Source organism: Pseudomonas sp. 05N433, from assembly GCF_056396925.1.
The window spans coordinates 208280-231143 of the sequence record NZ_JBFTML010000010.1 but is presented as its reverse complement, the minus strand read 5'-3'; the positions used below and the strand labels follow the sequence as shown (position 1 = coordinate 231143).

Annotated in this window: 22 protein-coding genes; 9 read left to right on the top strand and 13 right to left on the bottom strand. The window is 60.4% G+C overall.

The annotated features are described in order from the left end of the window. Nucleotides 1–211: 211 nt before the first annotated feature. Nucleotides 212–1045, bottom strand: coding sequence for an amino acid ABC transporter permease (locus tag AC1DIS_RS08050; RefSeq protein WP_477743538.1), 834 nt, complete (start codon nucleotides 1043–1045; stop codon nucleotides 212–214). Continuing rightward, nucleotides 1042–1863, bottom strand: coding sequence for an ABC transporter substrate-binding protein (locus tag AC1DIS_RS08045; RefSeq protein WP_064621156.1), 822 nt, complete (start codon nucleotides 1861–1863; stop codon nucleotides 1042–1044). Before AC1DIS_RS08045 ends, AC1DIS_RS08050 begins: the two co-directional genes overlap by 4 nt. A 112-nt stretch (nucleotides 1864–1975) precedes the next feature. Here AC1DIS_RS08045 and AC1DIS_RS08040 point away from each other — a divergent pair, with 112 nt between their 5' ends. After that, complete coding sequence (locus tag AC1DIS_RS08040; RefSeq protein WP_064621155.1) at nucleotides 1976–2872, top strand: homocysteine S-methyltransferase family protein; 897 nt, start codon at nucleotides 1976–1978, stop codon at nucleotides 2870–2872. 75 nt (nucleotides 2873–2947) lie between these two features. Here AC1DIS_RS08040 and AC1DIS_RS08035 read toward each other — a convergent pair whose 3' ends face one another. Both AC1DIS_RS08035 and AC1DIS_RS08030 read right to left on the bottom strand, forming a co-directional pair. Further along, nucleotides 2948–3619, bottom strand: coding sequence for a GNAT family N-acetyltransferase (locus tag AC1DIS_RS08035; protein ID WP_477743539.1), 672 nt, complete (start codon nucleotides 3617–3619; stop codon nucleotides 2948–2950). 17 nt (nucleotides 3620–3636) lie between these two features. Continuing rightward, entirely contained in the window at nucleotides 3637–4083 is a 447-nt protein-coding gene (locus tag AC1DIS_RS08030) for a GNAT family N-acetyltransferase (RefSeq protein WP_018927378.1), read from the bottom strand. Between the two features lie 124 nt (nucleotides 4084–4207). Between AC1DIS_RS08030 and pdxR the strand changes: the two genes are divergently transcribed. Further along, complete coding sequence (gene pdxR, locus AC1DIS_RS08025; RefSeq protein WP_477743540.1) at nucleotides 4208–5758, top strand: MocR-like pyridoxine biosynthesis transcription factor PdxR; 1551 nt, start codon at nucleotides 4208–4210, stop codon at nucleotides 5756–5758. Between the two features lie 194 nt (nucleotides 5759–5952). Here pdxR and AC1DIS_RS08020 read toward each other — a convergent pair whose 3' ends face one another. The 6 genes from AC1DIS_RS08020 to AC1DIS_RS07995 all read right to left on the bottom strand — a co-directional run bounded on the left by AC1DIS_RS08020 (nucleotide 5953) and on the right by AC1DIS_RS07995 (nucleotide 13895). Beyond that, on the bottom strand, nucleotides 5953–7053 hold the full coding sequence (locus AC1DIS_RS08020) for a polyamine ABC transporter substrate-binding protein (protein ID WP_086945216.1): 1101 nt from the start codon (nucleotides 7051–7053) through the stop codon (nucleotides 5953–5955). 12 nt (nucleotides 7054–7065) lie between these two features. Further along, nucleotides 7066–8097, bottom strand: a complete 1032-nt coding sequence (locus AC1DIS_RS08015) for a histone deacetylase family protein (protein ID WP_018927381.1) — start codon at nucleotides 8095–8097, stop codon at nucleotides 7066–7068. Between the two features lie 163 nt (nucleotides 8098–8260). After that, on the bottom strand, nucleotides 8261–10150 hold the full coding sequence (locus AC1DIS_RS08010) for an ankyrin repeat domain-containing protein (RefSeq protein ID WP_477743541.1): 1890 nt from the start codon (nucleotides 10148–10150) through the stop codon (nucleotides 8261–8263). A gap of 71 nt (nucleotides 10151–10221) precedes the next feature. Next, on the bottom strand, nucleotides 10222–11214 hold the full coding sequence (locus AC1DIS_RS08005) for an AraC family transcriptional regulator (RefSeq protein ID WP_477743542.1): 993 nt from the start codon (nucleotides 11212–11214) through the stop codon (nucleotides 10222–10224). Between the two features lie 94 nt (nucleotides 11215–11308). Beyond that, entirely contained in the window at nucleotides 11309–12313 is a 1005-nt protein-coding gene (locus AC1DIS_RS08000; protein WP_477743543.1) for an asparaginase, read from the bottom strand. 133 nt (nucleotides 12314–12446) lie between these two features. Continuing rightward, a complete protein-coding gene (locus tag AC1DIS_RS07995) occupies nucleotides 12447–13895 on the bottom strand; it encodes an alanine/glycine:cation symporter family protein (RefSeq protein WP_477743544.1) in 1449 nt (482 codons plus the stop codon). A gap of 250 nt (nucleotides 13896–14145) precedes the next feature. On the opposite strand from AC1DIS_RS07995, the gene AC1DIS_RS07990 reads away from it, so the two are divergent. Beyond that, nucleotides 14146–14328 carry a hypothetical protein gene (locus AC1DIS_RS07990; protein ID WP_138866537.1) on the top strand — a complete coding sequence of 61 codons (183 nt, stop codon included), beginning with the start codon at nucleotides 14146–14148 and terminating at the stop codon, nucleotides 14326–14328. A 56-nt stretch (nucleotides 14329–14384) separates the two neighbouring features. On the opposite strand, the gene AC1DIS_RS07985 is transcribed toward AC1DIS_RS07990, so the two are convergent. Next, entirely contained in the window at nucleotides 14385–15809 is a 1425-nt protein-coding gene (locus AC1DIS_RS07985; RefSeq protein ID WP_477780816.1) for an aspartate ammonia-lyase, read from the bottom strand. A gap of 180 nt (nucleotides 15810–15989) precedes the next feature. Between AC1DIS_RS07985 and AC1DIS_RS07980 the strand changes: the two genes are divergently transcribed. From AC1DIS_RS07980 to AC1DIS_RS07960, 5 genes are all read left to right on the top strand, one after another. Next, nucleotides 15990–16904 (top strand): LysR substrate-binding domain-containing protein, encoded by a 915-nt coding sequence (locus AC1DIS_RS07980; protein WP_018927385.1) that lies wholly within the window; start codon nucleotides 15990–15992, stop codon nucleotides 16902–16904. Between the two features lie 307 nt (nucleotides 16905–17211). Continuing rightward, nucleotides 17212–17703: a 5-(carboxyamino)imidazole ribonucleotide mutase gene (purE, locus tag AC1DIS_RS07975; RefSeq protein ID WP_003196369.1), complete on the top strand. Its 492-nt coding sequence runs from the start codon at nucleotides 17212–17214 to the stop codon at nucleotides 17701–17703. Nucleotides 17704–17714: 11 nt separating this feature from the next. Beyond that, on the top strand, nucleotides 17715–18797 hold the full coding sequence (locus tag AC1DIS_RS07970) for a 5-(carboxyamino)imidazole ribonucleotide synthase (protein WP_007934491.1): 1083 nt from the start codon (nucleotides 17715–17717) through the stop codon (nucleotides 18795–18797). A 101-nt stretch (nucleotides 18798–18898) separates the two neighbouring features. Further along, the gene (locus AC1DIS_RS07965; RefSeq protein ID WP_018927386.1) at nucleotides 18899–19144 is read left to right on the top strand and encodes a GlsB/YeaQ/YmgE family stress response membrane protein; all 246 of its coding nucleotides are present in this window, start codon (nucleotides 18899–18901) and stop codon (nucleotides 19142–19144) included. 88 nt (nucleotides 19145–19232) lie between these two features. Next, the gene (locus AC1DIS_RS07960) at nucleotides 19233–19769 is read left to right on the top strand and encodes a DUF3299 domain-containing protein (RefSeq protein WP_026286519.1); all 537 of its coding nucleotides are present in this window, start codon (nucleotides 19233–19235) and stop codon (nucleotides 19767–19769) included. 47 nt (nucleotides 19770–19816) lie between these two features. On the opposite strand, the gene AC1DIS_RS07955 is transcribed toward AC1DIS_RS07960, so the two are convergent. Beyond that, nucleotides 19817–20716, bottom strand: coding sequence for a D-hexose-6-phosphate mutarotase (locus AC1DIS_RS07955; protein ID WP_477743545.1), 900 nt, complete (start codon nucleotides 20714–20716; stop codon nucleotides 19817–19819). Nucleotides 20717–20789: 73 nt separating this feature from the next. Then, complete coding sequence (locus AC1DIS_RS07950; protein ID WP_007896491.1) at nucleotides 20790–21194, bottom strand: acyl-CoA thioesterase; 405 nt, start codon at nucleotides 21192–21194, stop codon at nucleotides 20790–20792. Nucleotides 21195–21559: 365 nt separating this feature from the next. On the opposite strand from AC1DIS_RS07950, the gene AC1DIS_RS07945 reads away from it, so the two are divergent. Next, nucleotides 21560–22858 carry an MFS transporter gene (locus AC1DIS_RS07945; RefSeq protein WP_018927389.1) on the top strand — a complete coding sequence of 433 codons (1299 nt, stop codon included), beginning with the start codon at nucleotides 21560–21562 and terminating at the stop codon, nucleotides 22856–22858. The last annotated feature ends 6 nt before the right edge of the window (nucleotides 22859–22864 follow it).

Sequence of the window (22864 nt, the reverse complement as noted above, 5' to 3'; positions counted from 1 at the left end):
TGAGGCTATAGGTGCCGATGTCAGCTGCTTCCGGCGGGCCTGCGGGGGGTGTCAGCAGGTTGTGTAGAAAATAGCCAGCCGCTTGAGGGCGGCTGTTTTTTGCCCATTTGAACTGGGCGCTTTTTCTTACAGTGAATCAGGACAAGGGGGCTGGCGCTCCAGCAAAAATGCATCTGTCGCGGATCAAAAAAAGCGCAGCTCTCGACGGCTCCTACCGGCTCACGTACGCCTTCCCGTAATGCCGTTCCATCCGCGCCTGAATCAGCTCCAGTCCAATCGACATCAGCCAATAAATAATCGCCGCCGTCGTCAGCATTTCGATATAGCGATAGCTCGAACGTCCATACGATTGCGCCAGGAACATCACTTCCCAAACCCCCATCACCGAGATCAGCGACGAGTCCTTGAGCATGGAGATGAACTGGTTGGTGGTGGGCGGGATGATGGCGCGCATGGCCTGGGGCAGGGTGACGCGCCAGAAAATCACGGTTTCGCGCATGCCCAGGGCCAGCGATGCTTCGCGTTGGCCGTGGGGAACGCCGAGGATGCCGGCGCGGAAGATTTCGCTCAGGTAGGCGCCATAGTTCAGCGACAGGGCGATGATGCCGGCGGTGATGGCGCCCGGCACGACGCCCAATTGCGGCAAGCCGAGGTAGATCAGCAATATCTGGATCAGCAGCGGCGTGCCGCGAAAGAACGAGGCATAGAAGCTTGCGATGCCGAACGCCACGGCGCTTTTCGACAGTCGAGCGAGGGCCGTGATGAAGCCCAGCAGCGACGAAGCCACAATCGAGCACAGGCACAAGAACAGCGTCAGTGCCGCGCCTTGCAGAAAGCCGTTGGGCGCCAGGTGCAGGCCGATCAGGTTCGGCAGTTTGTCGAGGATGATCGAGAACTTCAGGTCGAAGCTCAGGAAGAAACTGGCGAACAAGCCGAACATCGCCGACCAGGTCAGGTACAGCCGGGTACGGAAGCCGAAGACCCGTTGCAGTAATGACTCAGCCACCGGTTGCGGCGGCTGAGGAGGTTTGGGGAAGGAAGTCATTTGCTGATGTCGGCGCCGATCCATTTTTGCGACAGCTTGCTCAAGGTGCCGTCCTGTTTCAACTGAGCGAACACATCACGCACTTTGGCGTCCCACTGCGCGTCACCTTTTTCGATGGCCACCGAGTTCGGCTCCGAGTACAGCGGCTGGCCGGCGAGCTTGAAGCGCTTGTCTTCGTTCAGGCGCGGTTGCGCGGTGACGAGGTTGGTGAGGATCGCGTCCAGACGCACGCCAGCGCCCAGGCCCAGATCCTGGAACGCGACGTTGTCGGTGTCATACGGGGCGATCTGCACGTTCTCGAACGGGTACTGCAATTGGGTGTCTTCGGCGCCTTCGATCACCAGGTTTTTGTTCAGGTAGCTTTCATAGCTGGAGGCGCTGGTGAGACCGACTTTCTTGCCGCTCAGGTCCTTGGCGCTGTGAATGCTATCGTCCTTGGCATTGACCACGATCACGGCAGGGGAGGCGTAGTACTCGACCGGGAAGTCGAAGACTTCGGCGCGGGCCTTGCTCGGGGTCATGGAGCAGATGCAGATGTCGTAACGCCCGCTCCAGCGGCCGGCGGCAATCACATCCCAGGACGGCGTTTCCAGACGCAGCTTGACGCCCAGTTTGTCCGCCACGGCCTTGGCCACGTCGACGTCGAAACCGTCGAGCTGGTTTTGATCGTTGAGGAACGAGAAGGGTGGATAGCTTTCCATCAACACGCCGACCAGTTCTTTCTTTTGCTCGATGCGATCCAGAGTGGCGCCGGCAAAGGCTTGGGTGGAGGCAGCCAGAATCGTCAGGCCCAGGGCCAGCAGCGGTTGAAATTTCACAGTTGATCCCTGAAAAAAAAGAGGTTGTTATTAACCGAGTGGTGCGTATTAAATAGTTATAAGAACGACTCTGATAGTGAGTTATTTTCATAAGCTTATGAGTGAAAAGCATATGGGCGCAGGGACGGTAATTCTGGATGGTGGCATGGGTCGGGAGCTGCAGCGCCGAGGGGCGCCGTTCAGGCAGCCCGAGTGGTCGGCGCTGGCCTTGAGCGAAGCGCCGCAGGCGGTGGAGGCGGTGCACGCGGCTTATATTGAAAGCGGTGCCAACGTGATCACCAGCAACAGTTACGCGGTGGTGCCGTTCCACATTGGCGAGGAGCGTTTCGCGGCTGAAGGCCAGGCCCTTGCGGCGTTGGCCGGTGAGCTGGCTCGGCGTGCAGTCGATGCCTCGGGCCAAGCGATTCGTGTGGCCGGCTCATTGCCGCCGTTATTCGGCTCCTACCGCCCGGACTTGTTCGACGCTGCTCGGGTGACTGAACTGCTGAGCCCTCTGGTCAATGGTCTGGCGCCTCATGTCGACCTGTGGCTGGCCGAAACCCAGAGTTCGATCGTCGAAGCACGGGCGATCCATGCCGGTCTGCCGAAGGACGGCAAACCGTTCTGGCTGTCGTTTACCTTGAAAGATGAAGACACCGACGAAGTGCCGCGTTTGCGCTCCGGTGAACCGGTGGCTGAGGCCGCTGTGGTGGCGGCTGAGTTGGGTGTCGAGACTTTGCTGTTCAACTGCAGCCAGCCGGAAGTGATCGGGGCGGCGATTGATGCGGCGCGGGAAACCTTCGAGCGCCTGGGGGTGAAGATTCACATTGGCGCATACGCCAACGCCTTCCCGCCGCAGCCGAAAGAGGCCACGGCCAACGACGGTCTGGATCCGCTACGCGACGATCTCGACCCGCCGGGTTACCTGATGTGGGCGGCTGACTGGCAGAAGAGGGGAGCCAGCCATTTGGGCGGGTGCTGTGGGATCGGGCCGGAGCATATTGCGGTACTTGCCCAGACATTAGCGTGATGCCATTCGCGGGCAAGTCGGATCACCGTGCCGCGATCCGACTTGCCCGCGAAGGTGTCGTCCGGGCGCCGAAGCTTACCCGCGGCACTCCGTCAACGTTTTCACCTGCCCCGATTCCGTCTGGTTTTCATCGCTCAACCACCGCTCGAACCCCGCCTGAATCGTCGGCCATTCCGAGTCCAGAATCGAATACCACGCTGTGTCGCGGTTCTGACCCTTGACCACCATGTGCTGGCGGAACACCCCCTCAAAACTGAACCCCAACCGCTCCGCCGCGTACTTGGAGCGGGCATTGCCGTTGTTGCACTTCCACTCCAGGCGCCGGTAGCCCAACGCAAAGGCTTCCCTGGCCAGCAGGTAAACCGCCTCGGTACTTTTCGGCGAACGCTGCATCGGTGCGCCGAAGGTCACATGGCCGATCTCGATGCGACCCTGGGCAGGAACGATCGACATCAGGCTGAGCAGGCCCTGCACCTCGCCGCTGACACGGTCGATCACACTGAAGAAATACGGATCGCTGTTGGCCGCATGGTTGTTCAGCCAGTCATTGAACGCACTGCGTTCCGGGAAAGGACCGTAGGGCAGATAGTCCCAGAGTTTCGGGTCTGAGCCCGGGCCTTCCAGGGCTTTCCACAAACCGTCGGCGTGACGCGCCGGGTCGAGTTTTTCCAGGCGAATGAAACGCCCTTCGATCAGTTGGACCGAGGGCGCCGGAACGCCTTTCCAGTCTGCGAGTGAAGTCGACATGGTGTTCTCCTTGAACCTTAAAGGGCTTTGCGAAACTGGATGAAACCGGGCCGTTCGGCGATGCGCTCGTAGAGCTGGATCGCGGTGGCGTTGGTTTCGTGGGTCAGCCAGTGGACCTTGCAGCAACCGTCGGCCTTGGCTGTGCTGTAGACGAATTCGATCAGTTGCCGACCGACGCCGGTGCCACGAGTTTCGGGTGTCACCAGCAAGTCTTGCAGGTAACAGGAGTTTTCGATGCTCCAGTTCGAGCGGTGATAGATGAAATGCACCATGCCCACCGCTTTGCCGTCGACCCAGGCCAGCGCCCCGTGGGTCGGTTCGCTCGGGTCGAGCAGGCGCTGCCAGGTGCTTTGAGTGACCGCCTCGGGCAGCTCGGTGTTGTAGAAGCGCAAGTAGGCTTGCCACAACGGCAGCCAGGCAGCGTGATCGTCGGCGGTGACCTGGCGGATGTCGATCTGACTCATGTTCATTCCTTAACGCGTCAAAGTGGCAGATACATGGAAAATTCCTTGGCGAATGCCTTCATCCTAGGCAGRCTAATGGTCTGTTGTAAGAGCCATTAATGACCAATTTCATAGGTCCATTGTCATGTCGAATACGCCGCTTCCCTCGTCGTTCAACCCGGCGGGTATCGAACTCGACCGCCGCCAGGGCCTGAGTCGACAGCTCTATCAAGCGCTGCGGGTACGCGTACTCGACGGACGATTGGCCAGCGGCACACGACTGCCGGCCAGTCGCGATCTGGCTACGGCCTTATCGATTTCCCGCAACAGCGTGGTTCGTGCCTACGATCAGCTTTACGCTGAAGGCTTCATCGAGGGGCGTGTGGGTGACGGGACTTACGTGGCGCAATTGCCTCAGGCGGCGTTGCCGGCGAAAAAATTATCCACAAAAGTATCCACAGGGTTTTCAACAGGGTTACCCACAACCTTATCCACAAATTGGCTGGATTTACCTGTTGTTCCATCCAGTAAAGTTATCCACAGCAGTGCTTTGGGGCGCGTTGAAAAGAATCATTTGGCTGTGCCGCCTGGTGGTCCGCCGCGCGCATTCAGGGTCGGCGTCCCGGCGTTCGATCTGTTCCCGTTCGAGGTTTGGGCCAAGCTGAATGCGGCTTTCTGGCGTAAGCCGGATTTACAGCAGCTGTGTTATGGCGACCCGGCAGGTGATGAACGCTTGCGCGGATTGATTGCTGCCTACTTGCGCAGCTCGAGAGGGATGCAGTGCGCCGCTGAGCAAATTGTGATCACCAGTGGCGCGCAGCAGGGGATCAGCCTTTGTGCACAGTTGCTGGTGGAGCCTGGCGATGGGGTGGGGATTGAAAATCCGGGTTATCGCGCTGCCGGCCATGCCTTCGCGGTAGCCGGTGCGCGGTTGCACGGTGTGCCGGTGGATGAGGAGGGGATCGACTGCAGCGCCTTGGCGCAGTTGAGCGATTGCCGGCTGGCTTACGTTACGCCTTCCCATCAATACCCGACCGGTGTGGTCATGAGTCTGGCCCGGCGTCTGGAACTGCTCGCCTGGGCCGAGGGCAACCAGGGCTGGATCATCGAGGACGACTACGATGGCGAGTACCGTTACAGCGGCGCGCCACTGGCGCCGCTGGCGGCACTCGATCGCCATGGGCGGGTGCTGTATGTCGGCACCTTCGGCAAGGTCGCTTTTCCGGCGCTGCGCCTGGGTTATCTGGTGCTGCCGCCGGGCCTGGTGGACGCATTCGCGCAGCGTCGGGCGGTGGATGTGCGGCATTCCGAAGTGAGCACTCAAGCGGTGATGGCCGAGTTCATGGCCGCCGGGCATTTCCAGCGGCACATTCGCCGGATGCGGCGTGCCGCCCTCAGCCGTCGCAATTGTTTGCTGGGCGGCTGGCCGGCGGGGATGACCGGAGTGGGTAGCCTGCCCACCGTCTCCGCCGGGCTGCACATGACGGTTTCGGTGGACAGCCTGGCCCGCGAACGGCGACTGATCGAACAAGCGGAAAGTGTGGGTGTGGAGATCAATGGCTTGAGCAACTATTGGCTACCGGACTCCAGGACACCAGTCGATCAGCGCGCCGGTCTGGTATTGGGTTTTGCGGCGGTGCCAGAGCCAGCGATAGAGTCGGCGCTGGCACGGTTGCGACAGGTCTGGCGGGATTGAACGATGGCCTCCCGGTTTTTAAATGAACCGCTGATCTATGAAAAACACTGAGGCGGCGAGTGTGCGACTGATCTCGCCGCGATAAATGGCGATGAGTTCCTGATTGCTGCCACCCGCGCAGATCAAAGCCCCCCCTATTAGCCGTTGACCAAAAAAGACCCGCGATGGCGCGGGTCTTTGATTCACCGGGTGTTTCAGGTCCCGGACTTGATCTTGGTCCAGGCCCGGGTCCGTGCCCGTTCAGCATCGCGAGGCAAGGGTTGCAGGGTGTAAAGCGTGCTCATCGCCGTTTCGGTCGGGTACAGGTTCGGGTTGTTGCGAATCGCCGGGTCGACCATTTCCGTGGCGTCCTTGTTCGGGTTCGGGTAGCCGACGAAGTCGCTGACCGGTGCGATGACCTGGGGTTGCAGCAGGTAGTTGATGAAGGTGTAGGCGTCTTCCGGGTTTTTCGCGCCTTTGGGGATCGCGAGCATGTCGAACCAGATCGGCGCGCCTTCCTTGGGCAGGCGCATGTCGACGATCACACCATTCTTGGCTTCCTTGGCGCGGTTGGCGGCCTGGGAGAAGCTGCCGGAATACCCGACCGCGACGCAGATGTCACCGTTGGCGATGTCGGCCATGTACTTGGACGAATGGAAGTAGGTGATGTACGGCCGGATCTTCATCAGCAGCGCTTCAGCCTTGGCGTAGTCCGCCGGCTTCTTGCTGTTGGGGTCCAGGCCGAGGTGTTGCAGGGCCAGCGGCAGGATCTCCGAAGGTGAGTCGAGCAGGGCCACGCCGCACTGCTTGAGCTTGCTGATGTTCTCTTCCTTGAAGATCAGGTCCCAGCTGTTCACCGGTGCGTTGTCGCCCAGCGCAGCCTTGACCTTGGCCGGGTTGAAGCCAATCAGGATGGTGCCGTACATGTACGGCACGGCAAATTTGTTACCCGGGTCGTTGGCTTCGATCAGCTTCATCAGCTTGGGGTCGAGGTGGTTCCAGTTCGGCAGTTTGCTGCGGTCCACTGGCTGGAATACGCCGGCTTCGATCTGCTTGGCGAGGAACACGTTGGACGGCACCACCACGTCGTAGCCGGAGTTGCCGGTCAGCAGCTTGGCTTCCAGCGCTTCGTTGGTGTCGAAGATGTCGTAGACCAGTTTGGTCTGGGTGTTCTGAGCCTTGAAATCGTCCAGGGCTTTGGGGGTGATGTAGTCGAACCAGTTGTAGACCCGCAAAGTACGTTCTTCAGCATGGACGGCGCCACTGAGCAGTGTGGCGCAGAGCGCTGGAGCGATAAGACGCTTGAGTCTGTTCATTCTTCTAATTCCTCATTGGGCGCTTTCAAAACCTTCGAGAACGTTCACGGCGTTGATGCCGATTTCTTCTACCGCGTAACCGCCTTCCATCACGAACAGCGTCGGCTTGCCGAGGCCTGCGATGCGGGTACCCATCGCCAGGTAATCCGGGCTGTCGAGTTTGAATTGGGAGATGGGGTCGTCCTTGAACGTATCGACGCCCAGGGACACGACAACGATGTCGGCGCCGTACGTTTCGATCTCTTTGCAGGCTTGTTCCAGCGCGGCGCTCCAACGGTCCCAAGCACTGCCGGCGGGCAATGGGTAGTTGAAGTTGAACCCTTCGCCTGCGCCTTCACCGCGTTCGTCTTCGTAGCCGAGGAAGAACGGAAACTCGGCTTCTGGATGACCGTGGATCGAGGTGAACAGCACGTCGCTGCGTTCGTAGAAAATCGATTGAGTGCCGTTGCCGTGGTGGTAATCGACATCGAGGATCGCGACCTTTTTATGGCCCTGATCGAGGAAGGCTTGAGCGGCGATGGCAGCATTGTTGAGGTAGCAATAGCCGCCCATCAAATCGCTGGCGGCATGGTGTCCCGGTGGACGGCACAGGGCGAAGGCACTGCGGGCGCCGCGCTGGATCGCCGCTTGGGCCGTGAGGGCAACTTGCGCTGCGCTGTACGCCGCTTGCCAGGTGCCGGCGGTAATCGGGGCGCCGCCGTCGAAGCTGTAATAGCCGAGTTGGCCGTGCAGGCTGGTGGGCATGATTCGGCGCAAGGTGCGGGCCGGCCAGGTGTAGGGCAGCAAGTCGCCGTCGGTATTGAATGCGGTCCAGCGCGCCCAGGCGCCTTTGAAGAAGTCGAGGTAGTCGCGGCTGTGGATGCGCGCGATCGGATCAAGGCCAAAGTCTTTCGGCACTTCAACCGGGCCGAGGTTCTGGTCCTTGACCCGTTGCAATACGTGATCGGCCCGTGAAGGCATTTCGAAGCAGGGCATCAATTGCCCGTCCATCAATTCACAACGGCCGTGATGCAGGTGGTGATCGTCAGAGTAGATCGTCAGCATTGTTGTTCTCCGCAGGCTGATTCGGTTTGAACACAGTCTTGCGGCAGGCGACGTTTGGGAGAACGGCAGGAAAGGCCAAAAGGGGATCTATGTGGCCAAAACATTTGACCGAAATTCGCCCCTTATTGGCGCGGGAGTGCCCCGGTCCGGGGCAATAAAGTGCTCAAGCGCTTGGAATGGAGCCTGCCTCTTCCGGGAAGTACCGTTGCAGTACTTGCAGCATGTCTTCACGTTTGCGTTGTTTTAACCAAAAACGCATCACTGCCAGGTTGTCTCCCTTGCACTGGTGACCGGCGCGAGGGTCGGCGCCTTTTTCCAGCATCAACGTGAACAGGTCTAGCGTTTGTTGCTGGTAGGCGACAGGGTCCATTCCGCTCGACAGGTCCCGTCGGGCCAGGCGCAGCAGTGCCGGTTCGAGTACCTCTTCATTGCTGTTGCAGGTGCCTTCTCGATAACCCACGTCCAACTGTGCTCCGCTGTTGATCAACCGTGCAGCGGCAGGGTAGGCGCCGCTTTCGATTGTGAGGTAAAGCGCGGATCGACCTTCTTTCTTTTCTCGCAGGTCGAGGTTCTGAGGGTACTTGAGCAGCCAAGTGAACAGGTCGGAATCCATGATCGTGGCGTGTTGCATCAACACGGTTTCACCGTTCAGATCGGTCTCGTCGATGGCGGCTCCCGCTTCGAGCAAAAATTTTAGGCGCCGGGCCTTTTCGGGGTCTTTGCTTTCCCGGCGATCCTTGTACAGCGCCTGCATCACCAAAGGCTCGCTGCCATTAAGGCCTTGGGTCTTTGCGCCGTGCTCCAGCAGCAAGCGAGCGATTGCAAAGTTGGGTTTATCCAGTGAATGCAGCAACGCACTGCGCCCATCCTCGCCCTGGGTATCGGCAGGAATGCCGGCTTCCAAAAGACTGCGCACGCGGGTTTCATCCTGAGCGTCGACCGCTTGCAACAGCGGCCATTGAGCCTTGCAGGTTTGCGGATCGCCCTGGGTGATATTCAGCCTTTCCAGGACCCGATCGGGAATGCTCATGTCGCGTGCCAAGCGCAGGCCGCAGTAAATTCGGTAGTACTCCAACGCCTGTGCGTGGTTGGTGGTGTACGCGGGGGTCTTTTCGTACCAGGACCACTGCAGGTCTGCCATGTTCAGATAGGTCGGGATACGTTGAGGATCGCGGCGAATGACTTCCTTCAACAAATTGATGGTGACTTTGTCCGGCGTGTTTGCACTTCGCCAGAAAGCGATGTCATTAAGCAGGCCGGCGAAATCTTTCTGGTCGGCGCCGACAACGCGAAAGTCAGTGTTGAGAAACAGCTCTTCGACTTTCTTCAGGCCCGGGCCTTTGTCCTTGGCTTTGGCCAGTTGCTGGTGCAGCTCACGCAGTTGTTTCGCGCCGTCACCGGCGTCGTAGGGTTGAGCCGCAATGCTGAAACCGAATGCCTCGTCCGGGACGTGGTAACGCAGCGCCGGCCGCGAAGATTCCAATGCCTTGAGCCAGGCGTCTGAAGTGTCCGGGAGGGTCGCTTGCAGCGCCTGGAAAACCAGGTGCTGATCGTTTGGGAAGCGCCCGATAGCCAGCACCGGCGTGCCCGGATTGCGGCTGTCGACCAGCAGGTAACGTCTGGTGTCCCAGCCGTTGCGCCCACATTCAAAGCTCAGCTCGTTCACCGCGATGCCTGGCGCCAACTCGATATGCGAGGCGCTGGGACTCATGACGAGGTTTTCCTGACTTTTGGTGCAGTCATGGAATTCTTGCGCAGTCATCAGCGGTATCGGGCCGAGCTTATAGGCGCGCTCCCGATAGTTTTCATCGCGATAAACATTCAGATAAAACAAACCGCGATACTGGCTGAGCAAGCCGACCATGGGCGGTGAGACGCCCGTCGCACTTTCCGTGACGGCTGTAGGGACGATGGCAATCTTGTATTCGGGGGTATCGACCACGGCTTGAGGGGGCAGGCCAAACCAGTCCATTTGAATGGCCTGTGCGGCCAGGGGCAGGTTGAGCAGCAAGGCCAGCAAGGCAGCGCGCGTGCAAAGAGAAGAGAAGGGCATCAAGCAGGAACACCGGCAAAGATTGGGCTGCGTAATGTAGTTCAGCCCGGTCGGATGTGCCTGGTTTTATCTCAAGGCCGGAACTGGCTCGGTGCCACGCCACTCCAGCGCACAAACGCATGCCGGAAGCTCGCGGTCTCGCTGAACCCCAGTGCTTCGGCGATTTGATAGATCGGCAGTTGATCCTCGCAAAGCATGCGTTTGGCTTGCTCAAATCGCAGTTCATCGAGCAGTTCCTGATAGCTGCATCCCAGGTCCTTCAGATGTCGGCGCAGGGTGCGCGACGAGCAGTTCAGCTGTTCGGCCAGCCCGTCCAGACCCGGTGCCGCGCTCAGTTGCGCGGCGAGCAATTGGCGGATGCGCCCGAGCCAGGCCTGACGCCCGGTGAACTCGGTGTTTTGCTTGCGGCAGCGTTCGGCCATGGCCTGGTGGGTAATGGCGTCGGCCAGTGGCAGGGGGTGTTCGAGCCAGCGCTTGTCGAAGGCAAATCCGTTGGACGCTGCATCAAACTGCAACGGACAGTCGAAACGCTCGCTGTAGCGCGTCTGATAGTCCGGTGCCGGGTAATCGAAGCGAGCGCCAAGCAAAGGTAGAGGGTGGCCGAGCAGGTCTTCGCAGGTGACTTTCATCGAGACCAGGCAAAACTCGACATTGAACGGTGCCAGCGCGGGGTTTTCCCGATAGTCGCCCGCGGTGAGCCAGATGCGCTCGTCATCCTCCTCCAGGCTCAACTCGAACAGTGTTCCCAATAGCGCCGGGTAGTGCAGCGCCAACTGCAAGGCGTCACCTAAAGTGGCGCTGGTGAGTAAGGCGTACCCGAGCATGCCATAGGACGAAACGTGCATCCGCCGGCCCAACTCCAGACCGATATCGCGGCGCAGCGCGACGGCATTGGCGCACACCAGCATCTCTTGATTGGTGGTGATGCGCGTGTCCGCCCGGCTCAGATCCGCCACGCTGATGCCGCTGCCGGCCAATAACGCCTCGCTGGACAGGCCTTCGGCCTTGAAGGTGTTGAGCACCAGGGAGACGGCGTTGAGGGTGGTGAGGTGGGAGTGGAGCATGGAGTCTTCCAGCGTCGAGATGCTGGAACGGGAGCAAGTTATGTGCCCAATAACGATCTTGTGGGAGCGGGCTCCCACAAGGTTATGTGTTGTGTCAGCTCAGTTCGCCACACAGGTCGAGTTCGACCAGCCGCCGAACTTCAGCGGTTTCAAGCCCTGCACCGAGCAGCCCATGCAACTTGCCGAGCGCCGCCTCGCGAGTCATGCCGCCACCGGACAACAGGCCGGCATCGCGCAAGCGGCTGCCCGCCTCATACACGTCGAGCTTCACGCCACCCTCATGACATTGGGTGACCGCAACCACTACCACGCCATTGTCTCGTGCCCGTTCCAGGCTGGCGATAAACCCGGGGTTGTCGCTTGGTCCGGTACCGCTGCCATAACATTCCAGCACCAGACCCTGAATACCGCTGTTGAGCAGGCCATCCAGTTGCTCGGCGCCGATGCCGGGGAACAACGGCAGCACCGCGACCTTCGCCAGTTGCCTTGACTGGTTGTAGTTCAGTTGGGCAGGTATCGAGGAAGCTTTCACGCCGCCGCCCTGACGCTCCAGTCGCTTGAACGGATGACGACCGAAACTGCGAACCTTGGCGCAGCGGGTCGGGTCGAGCAGTTCACCGTGGAAGTACAGATGAACACCCGGCGCCAGGCCTTGGCCAAGGGCACCCAGTGCACCACTGATGTTTTCCCAGGCATCACTGTCGGTCACGCCGGCGGGCAGCATGGAGCCGGTGAAACATACACGGGCGTTCAGGCCGAGCAACTGGAAGCTCATGGCCGCGGCACTGTAGGCCAGGGTGTCGGTGCCATGCAGGATCAGCACGCTGTCGCAGCCCTGGACATCAACGGCGTCGACCACCGCTTCACGCAGTTGCTGCCAGTACGCAGGGGTCATGTTGGCGCTGTCGATCAGTGGCGACATCTCGCGAAAGCGCCACTGCGGCACCACCAACTCAGGCTGGCTGTGCAGGTAGTCGCGCATCCGCGCTTCGAAACCGGACGCCGGGGCCAAGCCGTGGGCACTGGCTTGCATGCCGATGGTGCCTCCGGTGTAGAGCACCATGACGTGCTGCGCGGCAGGGTAAGAGGCGGAATTCATTGATGGGTCTCCTGGACGAATGCACCTTGCGCCGCAGCATGCCTGCGTGCGCAAGGTGTGTCACGTCGAGTGGCAGGACGCCACTCGTTGCGGTCTGTCGCGGCGGGTGGCGGGGAGCCACCCGCCAGGGCGATCAGCGTTGCGTGGCAGGCGTGCCCTGGGCTGCGCCTTGCTCGCGTGGAGCCGATTGGCTTGGGCTGGTCGGCCAGGCCTTCAGGTCCAGGTCCAGATCGGTGAATTTGCTGGAGTCGAACACTGGCTGCTTGACGCCGGCGCGGCGCTGCTCGTCGTAGTCGCGCATCACGCGCAGGCCGACCTTGAACAACATGGCCAGGGCCATCAAGTTGACGAAGGCCAGGCAGGTCATGGTGATGTCGGCGAAGGCGAACACGGTCGAAAGGTCCTGCATCGAACCCCATACCACCAGCGCCAGAACCAGGCCGCGGAAAACCATCAGCACGACGCGGTTGCGGCTGAGGAACTGCAGGCTGTTCTCGCCCAGGTAGTAGTTGTAGAGGATGCAGGTGAAGACGAACAGCGACAGCGCGACGCTGACGAACACGCGGCCCCAGTCACCGACCACGGCGGCCAGCGAGTTTTGGGTCAGGACGATGCCGTCACCTTCGAAGCCCGGGGTGTAGAAGCCCGACAGCAGGATCAGCAGCGCGGTGCAGGTGCAGATCACGAAGGTGTCGAGGAACACGCTGAAGGCCTGGACCACGCCCTGGGCGCCCGGGTGTTTCACGGCGGCCACGGCGGCGACGTTCGGCGCACTGCCCAGGCCTGCTTCGTTGGCGAACACGCCACGCTTCACGCCCATCACGATGGCGCTGCCGAGCAGGCCGCCGAAGGCTGGGTCGAGGCCGAAGGCGCTCTTGAAGATGGTTTCCAGCATGGCTGGCACGTGTTCGATCTGGGTGCCGATCACGTACAGGGTCACGCCGATATAGGCCAGGGTCTTGATCGGTACCAGCAGGTCGGACACCGCGGCGATGCGTTTGATGCCGCCGATGAAGGTGATGGCCAGCAGCACCGCCAGGACGATACCGGTGTGGCGTGGGTCGAAGGCAAAGGCGTTCTGCAGCGAGTGGGTCACGGTGTAGGACTGCAGGCCGATGAAGGCGAAGCCGTAGGTGACCAGCAGCAGGATGGAGAACACCACCGCCATGCCTTTCAGCTTCAGGCCGTGCTGGATGTAGTAGGCCGGGCCCCCACGGTACAGGCCGTCGCCTTCGGCGCGCTTGTAGACCTGGGCCAGGGTGCATTCGAAGAAGCTGCTGGACATGCCCACCAGTGCGGTGACCCACATCCAGAACACGGCGCCCGGGCCGCCGAGGGTCACGGCGATGCCGACACCGGCGATGTTACCGGCGCCGACGCGGCCGGCGAGGCTCAGCATCAGGGCCTGGAACGAGCTCAGCTGGCCTGCCTGGCCGTGAAGGGACTCTTTGAAGACACTGAACATGTGGCCGAAATGGCGGAACTGGACGAAACGCGAGCGGATCGTGAAGTAGCTACCGAGCCCGACAATGAGCGCGATCAGTACTTTCCCTGAGAGGAAGTCGTTGATGACTTCGAGCATGGATTATTCCTCGCTATTTTTTGTGTGTGCGAATACTGGGTGGTCGACACATCGCGTTACACCAGGTTGTGCGTGGCACAACAGGTGGGTCGAAGGTTCGTCCCTGTTCCATTTCGCGGGTTGTTATTAGTTCGGCTTTCGCATGGGCTTGGGTCTCGTTATCGACGACCGCTCACGCGAAGAGGGCCGGCACTATACATAGGAGAGTGCCATCCGTCTGCACAGTTGTGGTGCAATCGACGAAACGAAAGTGCTGCAAAATCAAAAAATCGCAGCCTTCGGCAGCCTCTACGGGTCTCTGTCAAACCCTGTAGAAGCTGTCGAAGGCTGCGATCTTGGCGGCACTGAAAACATTCAACATGTTCGTAAAATCCGCAAAGTGTTGGAAAAAAAAGGGCTTGAGGGAGTAAATCCCCAAGCCCTCAAAAGGTGAGAGGTGTCTAGTCCCTCGACCTGGTGAGCGTGCTCTTCAAAAGAGCCTGCGTTTGGTTAAGCCTTCAAAGGCACCAGACGCGGAGCAATCATGTTTTCCGGGCGCAGGATGTCGGCGAGCATTTCTTCGTCGAGCAAGCGTTCCTCGCGCACCAGTTCCAGCACGCCGCGGCCGCTTTCGAGGGCAACACGGGCAATGCGGGTGGCGTTTTCATAGCCGATGTACGGGTTCAGCGCGGTGACCAGGCCAATCGAGTGTTCGACCAGTTCACGGCAACGCTCTTCGTTGGCGGTGATGCCGACGATGCAGTGCTCGCGCAGCATGTCCATGGCACGTTGCAGCAGGCGGATCGAGTCGAAGATCTTGAAGGYGATCAGCGGCTCCATCACGTTCAGCTGCAGCTGGCCGCCTTCGGCCGCGATGGTCAGGGCCAGGTCGTTGCCGATGATCTGGAACGCCACCTGGTTCACGGCTTCAGGGATAACCGGGTTGACCTTGCCTGGCATGATCGAGCTGCCTGGCTGACGCGCCGGCAGGTTGATTTCGTTGATGCCGGTGCGTGGGCCGCTGGACAGCAGGCGCAGGTCGTTGCAGATCTTCGACAGCTTGACCGCGGTACGCTTGAGCATGCCGGAGAACAGCACGAAGGCGCCCATGTCGGAGGTGGCTTCGATCAGGTCGGCGGCTGGCACCAGCGGTTGACCGCTGATCAGGGCCAGACGCTGAACGGCCAGGGCCTGGTAACGCGGGTCGGCGTTGATGCCGGTACCGATCGCGGTGCCGCCCAGGTTCACTTCGGTCAGCAGTTCAGGCGCCAGGGATTTGAGGCGTGCCAGGTCTTCGCTCAGGGTGGTGGCGAAGGCGCGGAATTCCTGGCCGAGGGTCATCGGCACGGCGTCTTGCAGCTGGGTACGGCCCATCTTCAGGACGTGGCTGAATTCTTCACCTTTGGCGGCGAACGACTGGATCAGGCTGTCGAGGCTGGCCAGCAGCGCGTCGTGACCCAACAGCAGACCCAGGCGGATAGCCGTCGGGTAGGCGTCGTTGGTCGACTGCGCCATGTTCACGTCGTTGTTCGGGTGCAGGTACTGGTATTCGCCCTTGCTGTGGCCCATGGCCTCCAGCGCGATGTTGGCGATGACTTCGTTGGCATTCATGTTGGTKGAMGTRCCMGCGCCRCCYTGAATCATGTCCACCACGAATTCTTCGTGGAAATCGCCGCGGATCAATCGGGCACAGGCTTCGCTGATGGCAGCGTGCTTGGCTTCGCTCAGGTGACCCAGCTCGCGGTTGGCGTCAGCGGCGGCCTGTTTGACCATCGCCAGACCAACAACCAGTTTTGGGTAATGCGAAATCGGAACGCCGGAGAGACGGAAGTTGTTCACCGCTCGCAGGGTCTGGATGCCGTAATACGCTTGAGCAGGTACTTCGAGTACGCCAAGCAGGTCTTTTTCTGTGCGGAAAGATGCAGCGGAGGACATGATAGAAATCATCTCGATATGGACCCGGTCTATGCCGGAATAGCGCAAATGCTAGGCTTGAGAAGAATTTTGGGCCAATGCTGTTAAACACTGGGCTATGCACATTCGGCATAATGTCGGTGTGACGCCGCGTACGTGGCGAACGTGTGACCTAAATTGGTGCATGTCCGGGAGGGCGTGATGAATCTGGAAAGCAAATGGCTGGAGGACTTTAGTGCTCTGGCTGCCACCCGCAGCTTCTCCCAGGCGGCCGAAAGACGCTTCGTGACTCAGCCCGCCTTCAGTCGGCGGATCCGCAGCCTCGAAGCCGCGCTGGGGCTGACCCTGGTCAATCGTTCTCGCACCCCGGTCGAGCTGACGGCAGCGGGGCAGTTGTTTCTCGTGACCGCGCGAACCGTGGTCGAACAGCTGGGTGAAGTGTTACGTCATCTTCATCACCTGGAAGGCGGGCAGGGCGAGGTGATCCAGGTCGCCGCCGCCCACTCCCTGGCACTGGGTTTCTTTCCACGCTGGATCGCACAATTGCGCAACGAAGGGCTGAACATTGCCACGCGGCTGGTGGCCACCAACGTCGGCGATGCGGTGCATGCGCTGCGTGAAGGCGGGTGTGATCTGATGCTGGCGTTCTATGATCCGGACTCCGCGATGCAAATGGACCCGGAAATTTTCCCGTCACTGCATCTGGGAGACACTGAAATGCTCCCGGTGTGCGCCGCGGATGCTGACGGCAAACCGTTGTTCGACCTGGAAGGCGAGACCAGCGTGCCTTTGCTGGCCTACAGCGCCGGGGCATTTCTCGGGCGCTCGGTGAACATGCTGTTGCGCCAGCGTGCCCTGAGGTTCACCACTATTTACGAGACCGCCATGGCCGACAGCCTGAAAAGCATGGCGCTGGAAGGCCTGGGCATCGCCTGGGTGCCGCGCTTGAGCGCGCGCGCCGAATTGGCTCGCGGCGAGTTGGTCATCTGCGGTGGCCCGCAATGGCATGTGCCGCTGGAGATTCGGCTGTATCGCTGCGCGCTGGTGCGCAAGGCGAATGTGCGGTTGCTCTGGCGCAAGCTGGAAGGCGGCACAGCGCCAAACCCGGCAGGTTAATGTTTTTTTGTAGGAGCCAGGCTTGCCGGCGAAGGCGTCCGCGAGATCGCCTTCGCCGGCAAGCCTGGCTCCTACAGATTCAGGTCGATATGAACTATTTCAGGCTGACCCCGAAGTCAATAAAACCGGTACTTTGCGCCGTATGACAGATGGTCGTATGGGGGGCTGTTTATCTGCTTCATTGAGGTATACTGCGCGGCCTTCGGCCGGTTTGACTGGCCATAATTCGTACAATCAAGCCACGCATTTTGCGTGGCTTGTTGTTTTTTGACGCGCCTGCGGGCGCCCAGAGAGAAGAGGCACGACGATGAGCGCACTGGTTGGCGTGATCATGGGCTCCAAGTCCGATTGGTCCACCCTTAGCCACACCGCCGATATGCTGGAAAAGCTCGGCATCCCTTACGAGGTGAAAGTGGTCTCTGCCCACCGCACCCCGGACCTGCTGTTCCAGTATGCCGAAGAGGCTGAGGCCCGTGGCATCGAGGTGATCATCGCCGGTGCCGGTGGCGCGGCCCACCTGCCTGGCATGTGTGCGGCCAAAACCCACCTGCCGGTGCTGGGCGTGCCGGTGCAGTCGTCGATGCTCTCGGGCGTCGATTCGCTGCTTTCTATCGTGCAGATGCCAGCCGGCATTCCGGTCGCCACCCTGGCCATCGGCAAGGCCGGTGCGATCAACGCAGCGCTGCTCTCGGCGAGCATCCTGGGCGCCAAGCATCCGCAGTTTCATACCGTGCTGAAAAAATTCCGCGCTGAGCAGACAGACAGCGTCCTGGACAATCCAGACCCACGCATCGCCTGAGGTTGTTGACGATGAAGATCGGTGTAATCGGTGGCGGCCAGTTGGGTCGCATGTTGGCGCTGGCGGGCACTCCGCTGGGCATGAACTTCGCTTTCCTCGACCCTGCGCCGGACGCCTGTGCCGCTGCGCTGGGTGAACATCTGCGGGCCGATTACGGCGATCAGGATCACCTGCGTCAGTTGGCCGATGAAGTCGATCTGGTGACCTTCGAGTTCGAAAGCGTCCCGGCCGAAACCGTGGCCTTCCTGTCGCAATTCGTTCCGGTGTACCCGAGCGCCGAAGCGCTGCGCATTGCCCGCGATCGCTGGTTCGAGAAGAGCATGTTCAAGGACCTGGGAATTCCAACTCCCGCGTTCGCCGACATCCAGTCCCAGGCTGACCTGGACGCCGCCGTGGCTTCCATCGGCCTGCCGGCCGTGCTGAAAACCCGCACCCTGGGTTACGACGGCAAGGGTCAGAAAGTCCTGCGCAAGCCTGAAGATGTGGTCGGCACCTTCGCCGAACTGGGCAGCGTCGCCTGCTTGCTGGAAGGCTTCGTGCCGTTCACTGGCGAAGTCTCGCTGATCGCCGTGCGCGCTCGCGATGGCGAAACCAAGTTCTACCCGCTGGTGCACAACACCCACGACAGCGGCATCCTCAAGCTGTCCGTGGCCAGCACCGACCACCCGTTGCAAGCGTTGGCTGAAGACTACTCCAGCCGGGTACTCAAGCAGCTGGACTACGTCGGCGTGATGGCGTTCGAGTTCTTCGAAGTCGACGGTGGCCTCAAGGCCAACGAGATCGCCCCGCGTGTGCACAACTCCGGGCACTGGACCACCGAAGGTGCCGAGTGCAGTCAGTTCGAAAACCACCTGCGGGCCGTTGCCGGTCTGCCGCTGGGTTCGACGGCCAAGGTCGGCGAGAGCGCGATGCTCAACTTCATCGGCAAAGTCCCGGACACCGAGAAAGTCCTGGCCATCGCCGATTGCCATCTGCATCACTACGGCAAGGCCTTCAAGGTCGGCCGCAAGGTCGGTCACGCCAACCTGCGTTGTGCTGACCGTGCGACGCTTGCCGCGCAGATCCTCAAGGTCGAAGCGCTGATTGCCGAATAGTTTCATGTGGCGGCGGCGGAACCTTCCGAGGCCGCCGTTCTCTGATGGCAGGATGCCAAAGTCTGGCTAGGCTTTAGCCAATTCAATCAGAGGGAAATGCCATGGGAATTATCGGAACCATCTTTATCGGCTTGATCGTCGGCCTGCTGGCTCGGTTTCTGAAACCGGGCGATGACAGCATGGGCTGGATCATGACCATCCTGCTCGGTATCGGCGGTTCGCTGGCGGCCACTTACGGCGGCCAGGCCCTGGGCATCTACCATGCGGGTCAGGGCGCAGGGTTCATCGGTGCGCTGGTGGGCGCGGTGATATTGCTGGTGGTCTACGGCCTGATCAAAAAGAACTGATTCAAGCGACAAAGCCCTCTCTGCGCCAACACCGGAGAGGGCTAGAATGCTTGGCGTTATACCGTCCTTTCCTTTGCCGAGCACCTTCATGCGCCGTCTTCTGTTGACTCTTCTCTTCCTGGGCAGTGGTTTGGCCCATGCCGGCGAACTGCCGGAAACCGACTGGCTCGAACTGATGCCCAAGTCGGACCAGAAGGCCCTCGAGGCCATGCCCGAAATCGATCACAACTCACCGGAAGCCAATGGCACCTTTACCCAAAAAGGTGGCATGAAGCAGAGCAAGGGCTTGCCGGCGGTGATGTATTCGACCAAGACCGTGCCGTCGATGAACGACAAGCACATCCGCATCGGCGGTTATCCGGTACCGCTGGAATCCGATGCGAAGGGCCGCAGCACGTTGTTCTTCCTCGTGCCGTACCCAGGCGCTTGTATCCACGTGCCACCACCGCCGCCTAACCAACTGGTGCTGGTGCGTTATCCCAAAGGCCTGAAGCTGAATGACATCTACACACCGCTGTGGGTGACCGGTACGCTGAAGATCGAGAAGGTCAGCAACGACCTGGCGGATGCGGCGTATGCGCTGGATGCGGCGCAGGTGCGGGTGGTCAAGGAGTCGGATTTGTAGGTTTTTAAATGTGGGAGCAAGCCTGCTCCCACATTTATTGTGTGGTGTTAAAGCGGTTTGCTGGCGATGCTCACGCCCAGGGTATGGCTAGCCCCCGGTGCCAGCGTCACCACATCATCCATCACATTTGCCGTTTCAATGCACAGCATGCGCTGCCAGCCATCGTCAGCCATGTCGCTGAACGCGGCCGCACGGTCGATCCACGGGTTCCAGATCACCGCCGAGCGCGAACCGCTGCTGGTCAGTTCAATGCGTCGCTCCCAATGCGGGTCAACGATGCTCAATGTCGGCGGGGTATTCAGATAGATGCGGTCGGTCTCACCGGTAAAACGCAGATCACCGGTCTGAGTGACGGTTTTCCAGTCGTCCAGTGTCTCGATGTAACTCAAGCCATCCAGCCCTTCAACGTGCACGTTGCGCACATCGCTGACCGCGAAATAGCTGTGCAGCGCCTGGCTGATCGTGACCGGTTCGGCGCCGTTGTTTTCGCTCGTCAGGCTGATATGCAATTGTTCATCCAGACGAATGCTCAGTTTCAAGTCCACCTGATGCGGCCAGCCTGGCAGTCCGCCTTCGGGGTAGGGCAGGACGAATTCCACCTTCAGGCTTTCGCCCTCGGTTTCGATGCTGCCCAGTTCCCAGTCCATCGCTCGCACCAGCCCGTGAGCGGTCGGCGGCTCCTGGCTGATGCGCATGGCCTGGACACTCTGCGGGTTGCGCGACAGATTGCCGAACCACGGCCAGCACACCGGCACACCGGCACGAATAGCTTTGCCGGTCTTGAACACTGCCTCGTCGTTGAGCCAGATCAGCGGCGGTTGGCCGGCCAATTGATAACTGAGGATGTGCGCGCCTTGCTGGGCCACCAGCAATTCGGCCTGACCGTGGCGGATGCGCCAGCAGTTCAGTTCATCCAGTTTCACGGCTTCGACGGTGGGCGTGCTCATGGGGCGACTCTCAATCAGGAACAATGACTGCTATGGACCGCAAAACGGTCACCGCGTTTAACGAGCGCCTTGTTTAACGAGCTCTGGGCGGAACCGAACGAGTGCGGCCGCTGCCGTCGATGGCGACGAACACAAACACGGCTTCGGTCACTTTACGCCACTCGCTGGACAGTGGATCGTCGCTCCAGACTTCGACCATCATCTGAATCGAGCTGCGACCGATTTCCAGGGCCTGGGTATAGAAGGAGAGCTGAGCGCCCACCGCCACCGGCACCAGAAACGCCATGCGATCGATCGCAACGGTGGCCACGCGACCACCGGCAACCTTGCTGGCCATTGCGGTGCCAGCCAAATCCATCTGCGCCACCAGCCAGCCGCCGAAAATATCGCCAAAGCCGTTGGTTTCACGCGGAAGCGCGGTAATTTGCAGGGCCAGGTCGCCTTGCGGGATTGGATCTTCTTGTTCGAGCTCTATCATGCCGGGGGTGCCTCTGACCCGTGACTCTCATTGGTACTTCAGGTGAATAGCCGTCTCAAGGAAAAACGATTCAGCCCCGAACATACTACGTTCGTCACGTTTTTCGTAAGGCGCCTAAAGGGAAACTCTGCGAAATCGGCTGACGGGTGCCAACGACGGTTTCGCACAGCAACCCCTTACAAACCGTTGCAACGTTGTGAGTATATCGGTCGATAGACTTCGAGACGACCGTCCGGTTCTCATTTCGACCGTCAAATACGCACCTCTATGTGCTTTTTCGAACAATTTGCTATCGTGCCGAACCTGCCCAAGCCTCCGCCAGCGTTGTTGAGGTTGCAGATCTGACTATAAGAGAAGCCCTTGCCATGACCACAGCGCCCTCGAGCATCGCGCAACCAGCCCAACCTGCACGTCCGCTGACCCGCAACGACTACAAGACATTGTCGCTGTCTGCCTTGGGCGGTGCGCTGGAGTTTTACGACTTCATCATCTTTGTGTTCTTCGCCACAGTGGTCGGCAAACTGTTCTTCCCCGCCGACATGCCCGAGTGGCTGCGCCTGATGCAGACGTTCGGCATTTTCGCCGCCGGTTACCTGGCCAGGCCGCTGGGCGGCATCGTCATGGCGCACTTCGGTGACCTGCTGGGACGCAAGAAGATGTTCACCCTGAGCATTTTCATGATGGCGGTACCCACCCTGATCATGGGCTTGCTGCCGACTTATGCGCAGATAGGCATGTGGGCGCCGATCCTGTTGCTGCTGATGCGGGTGATCCAGGGCGCAGCGATTGGCGGCGAAGTGCCGGGAGCCTGGGTATTCGTTTCCGAACACGTACCGCAACGGCATATCGGTTATGCCTGCGGCACGCTGACCAGCGGTCTGACTGCCGGCATTCTTTTGGGCTCGTTGGTCGCCACGGCAATCAACAGCCTCTATACGCCGGTGGAAGTGGCCGATTACGCCTGGCGGATCCCGTTCCTGCTGGGCGGCGTGTTTGGCCTGTTCTCGGTCTACCTGCGCCGCTGGCTGCACGAAACCCCGGTGTTTGCCGAACTGCAATTGCGTAAAGCCCTGGCCGAAGAAGTGCCGCTGCGCGCTGTGCTGCGTGACCATCGCGGTGCGATTCTGATTTCCATGCTGCTGACCTGGTTGCTGTCCGCCGGGATCATCGTGGTCATCCTCATGACGCCGACTGTATTGCAGACCGTTTACCACTTCCCGCCGACTACCGCGTTGCAGGCCAACAGCCTGGCCATCGTGTTCCTGAGCCTGGGCTGTGTGGCCTCCGGCGCACTGGCTGACCGTTTTGGCGCCGGGCGGGTGTTCGTGTTCGGTAGCGCGTTGCTGCTGCTGACCTCGTGGACCTTCTATCACAGCCTGTTCAATCATCCAGACTGGCTGTTCCCGATGTATGCCCTGACCGGTTTGCTGGTCGGCACCATCGGTGCAGTGCCGTATGTGATGGTCAAAGCCTTCCCGGCGGTGGTGCGCTTCAGCGGCCTGTCGTTCTCCTACAACCTGGCCTACGCCATCTTCGGCGGCCTGACCCCGATGGTCGTCACCCTGCTGCTCAAGGAAAGCCCGATGGGGCCGGCGTATTACGTGGCGATTATTTGCGGCGTCGGGATTGTGGTGGGTGGTTACCTCTGGAAGAAAGGTCGCTAAGCCGAC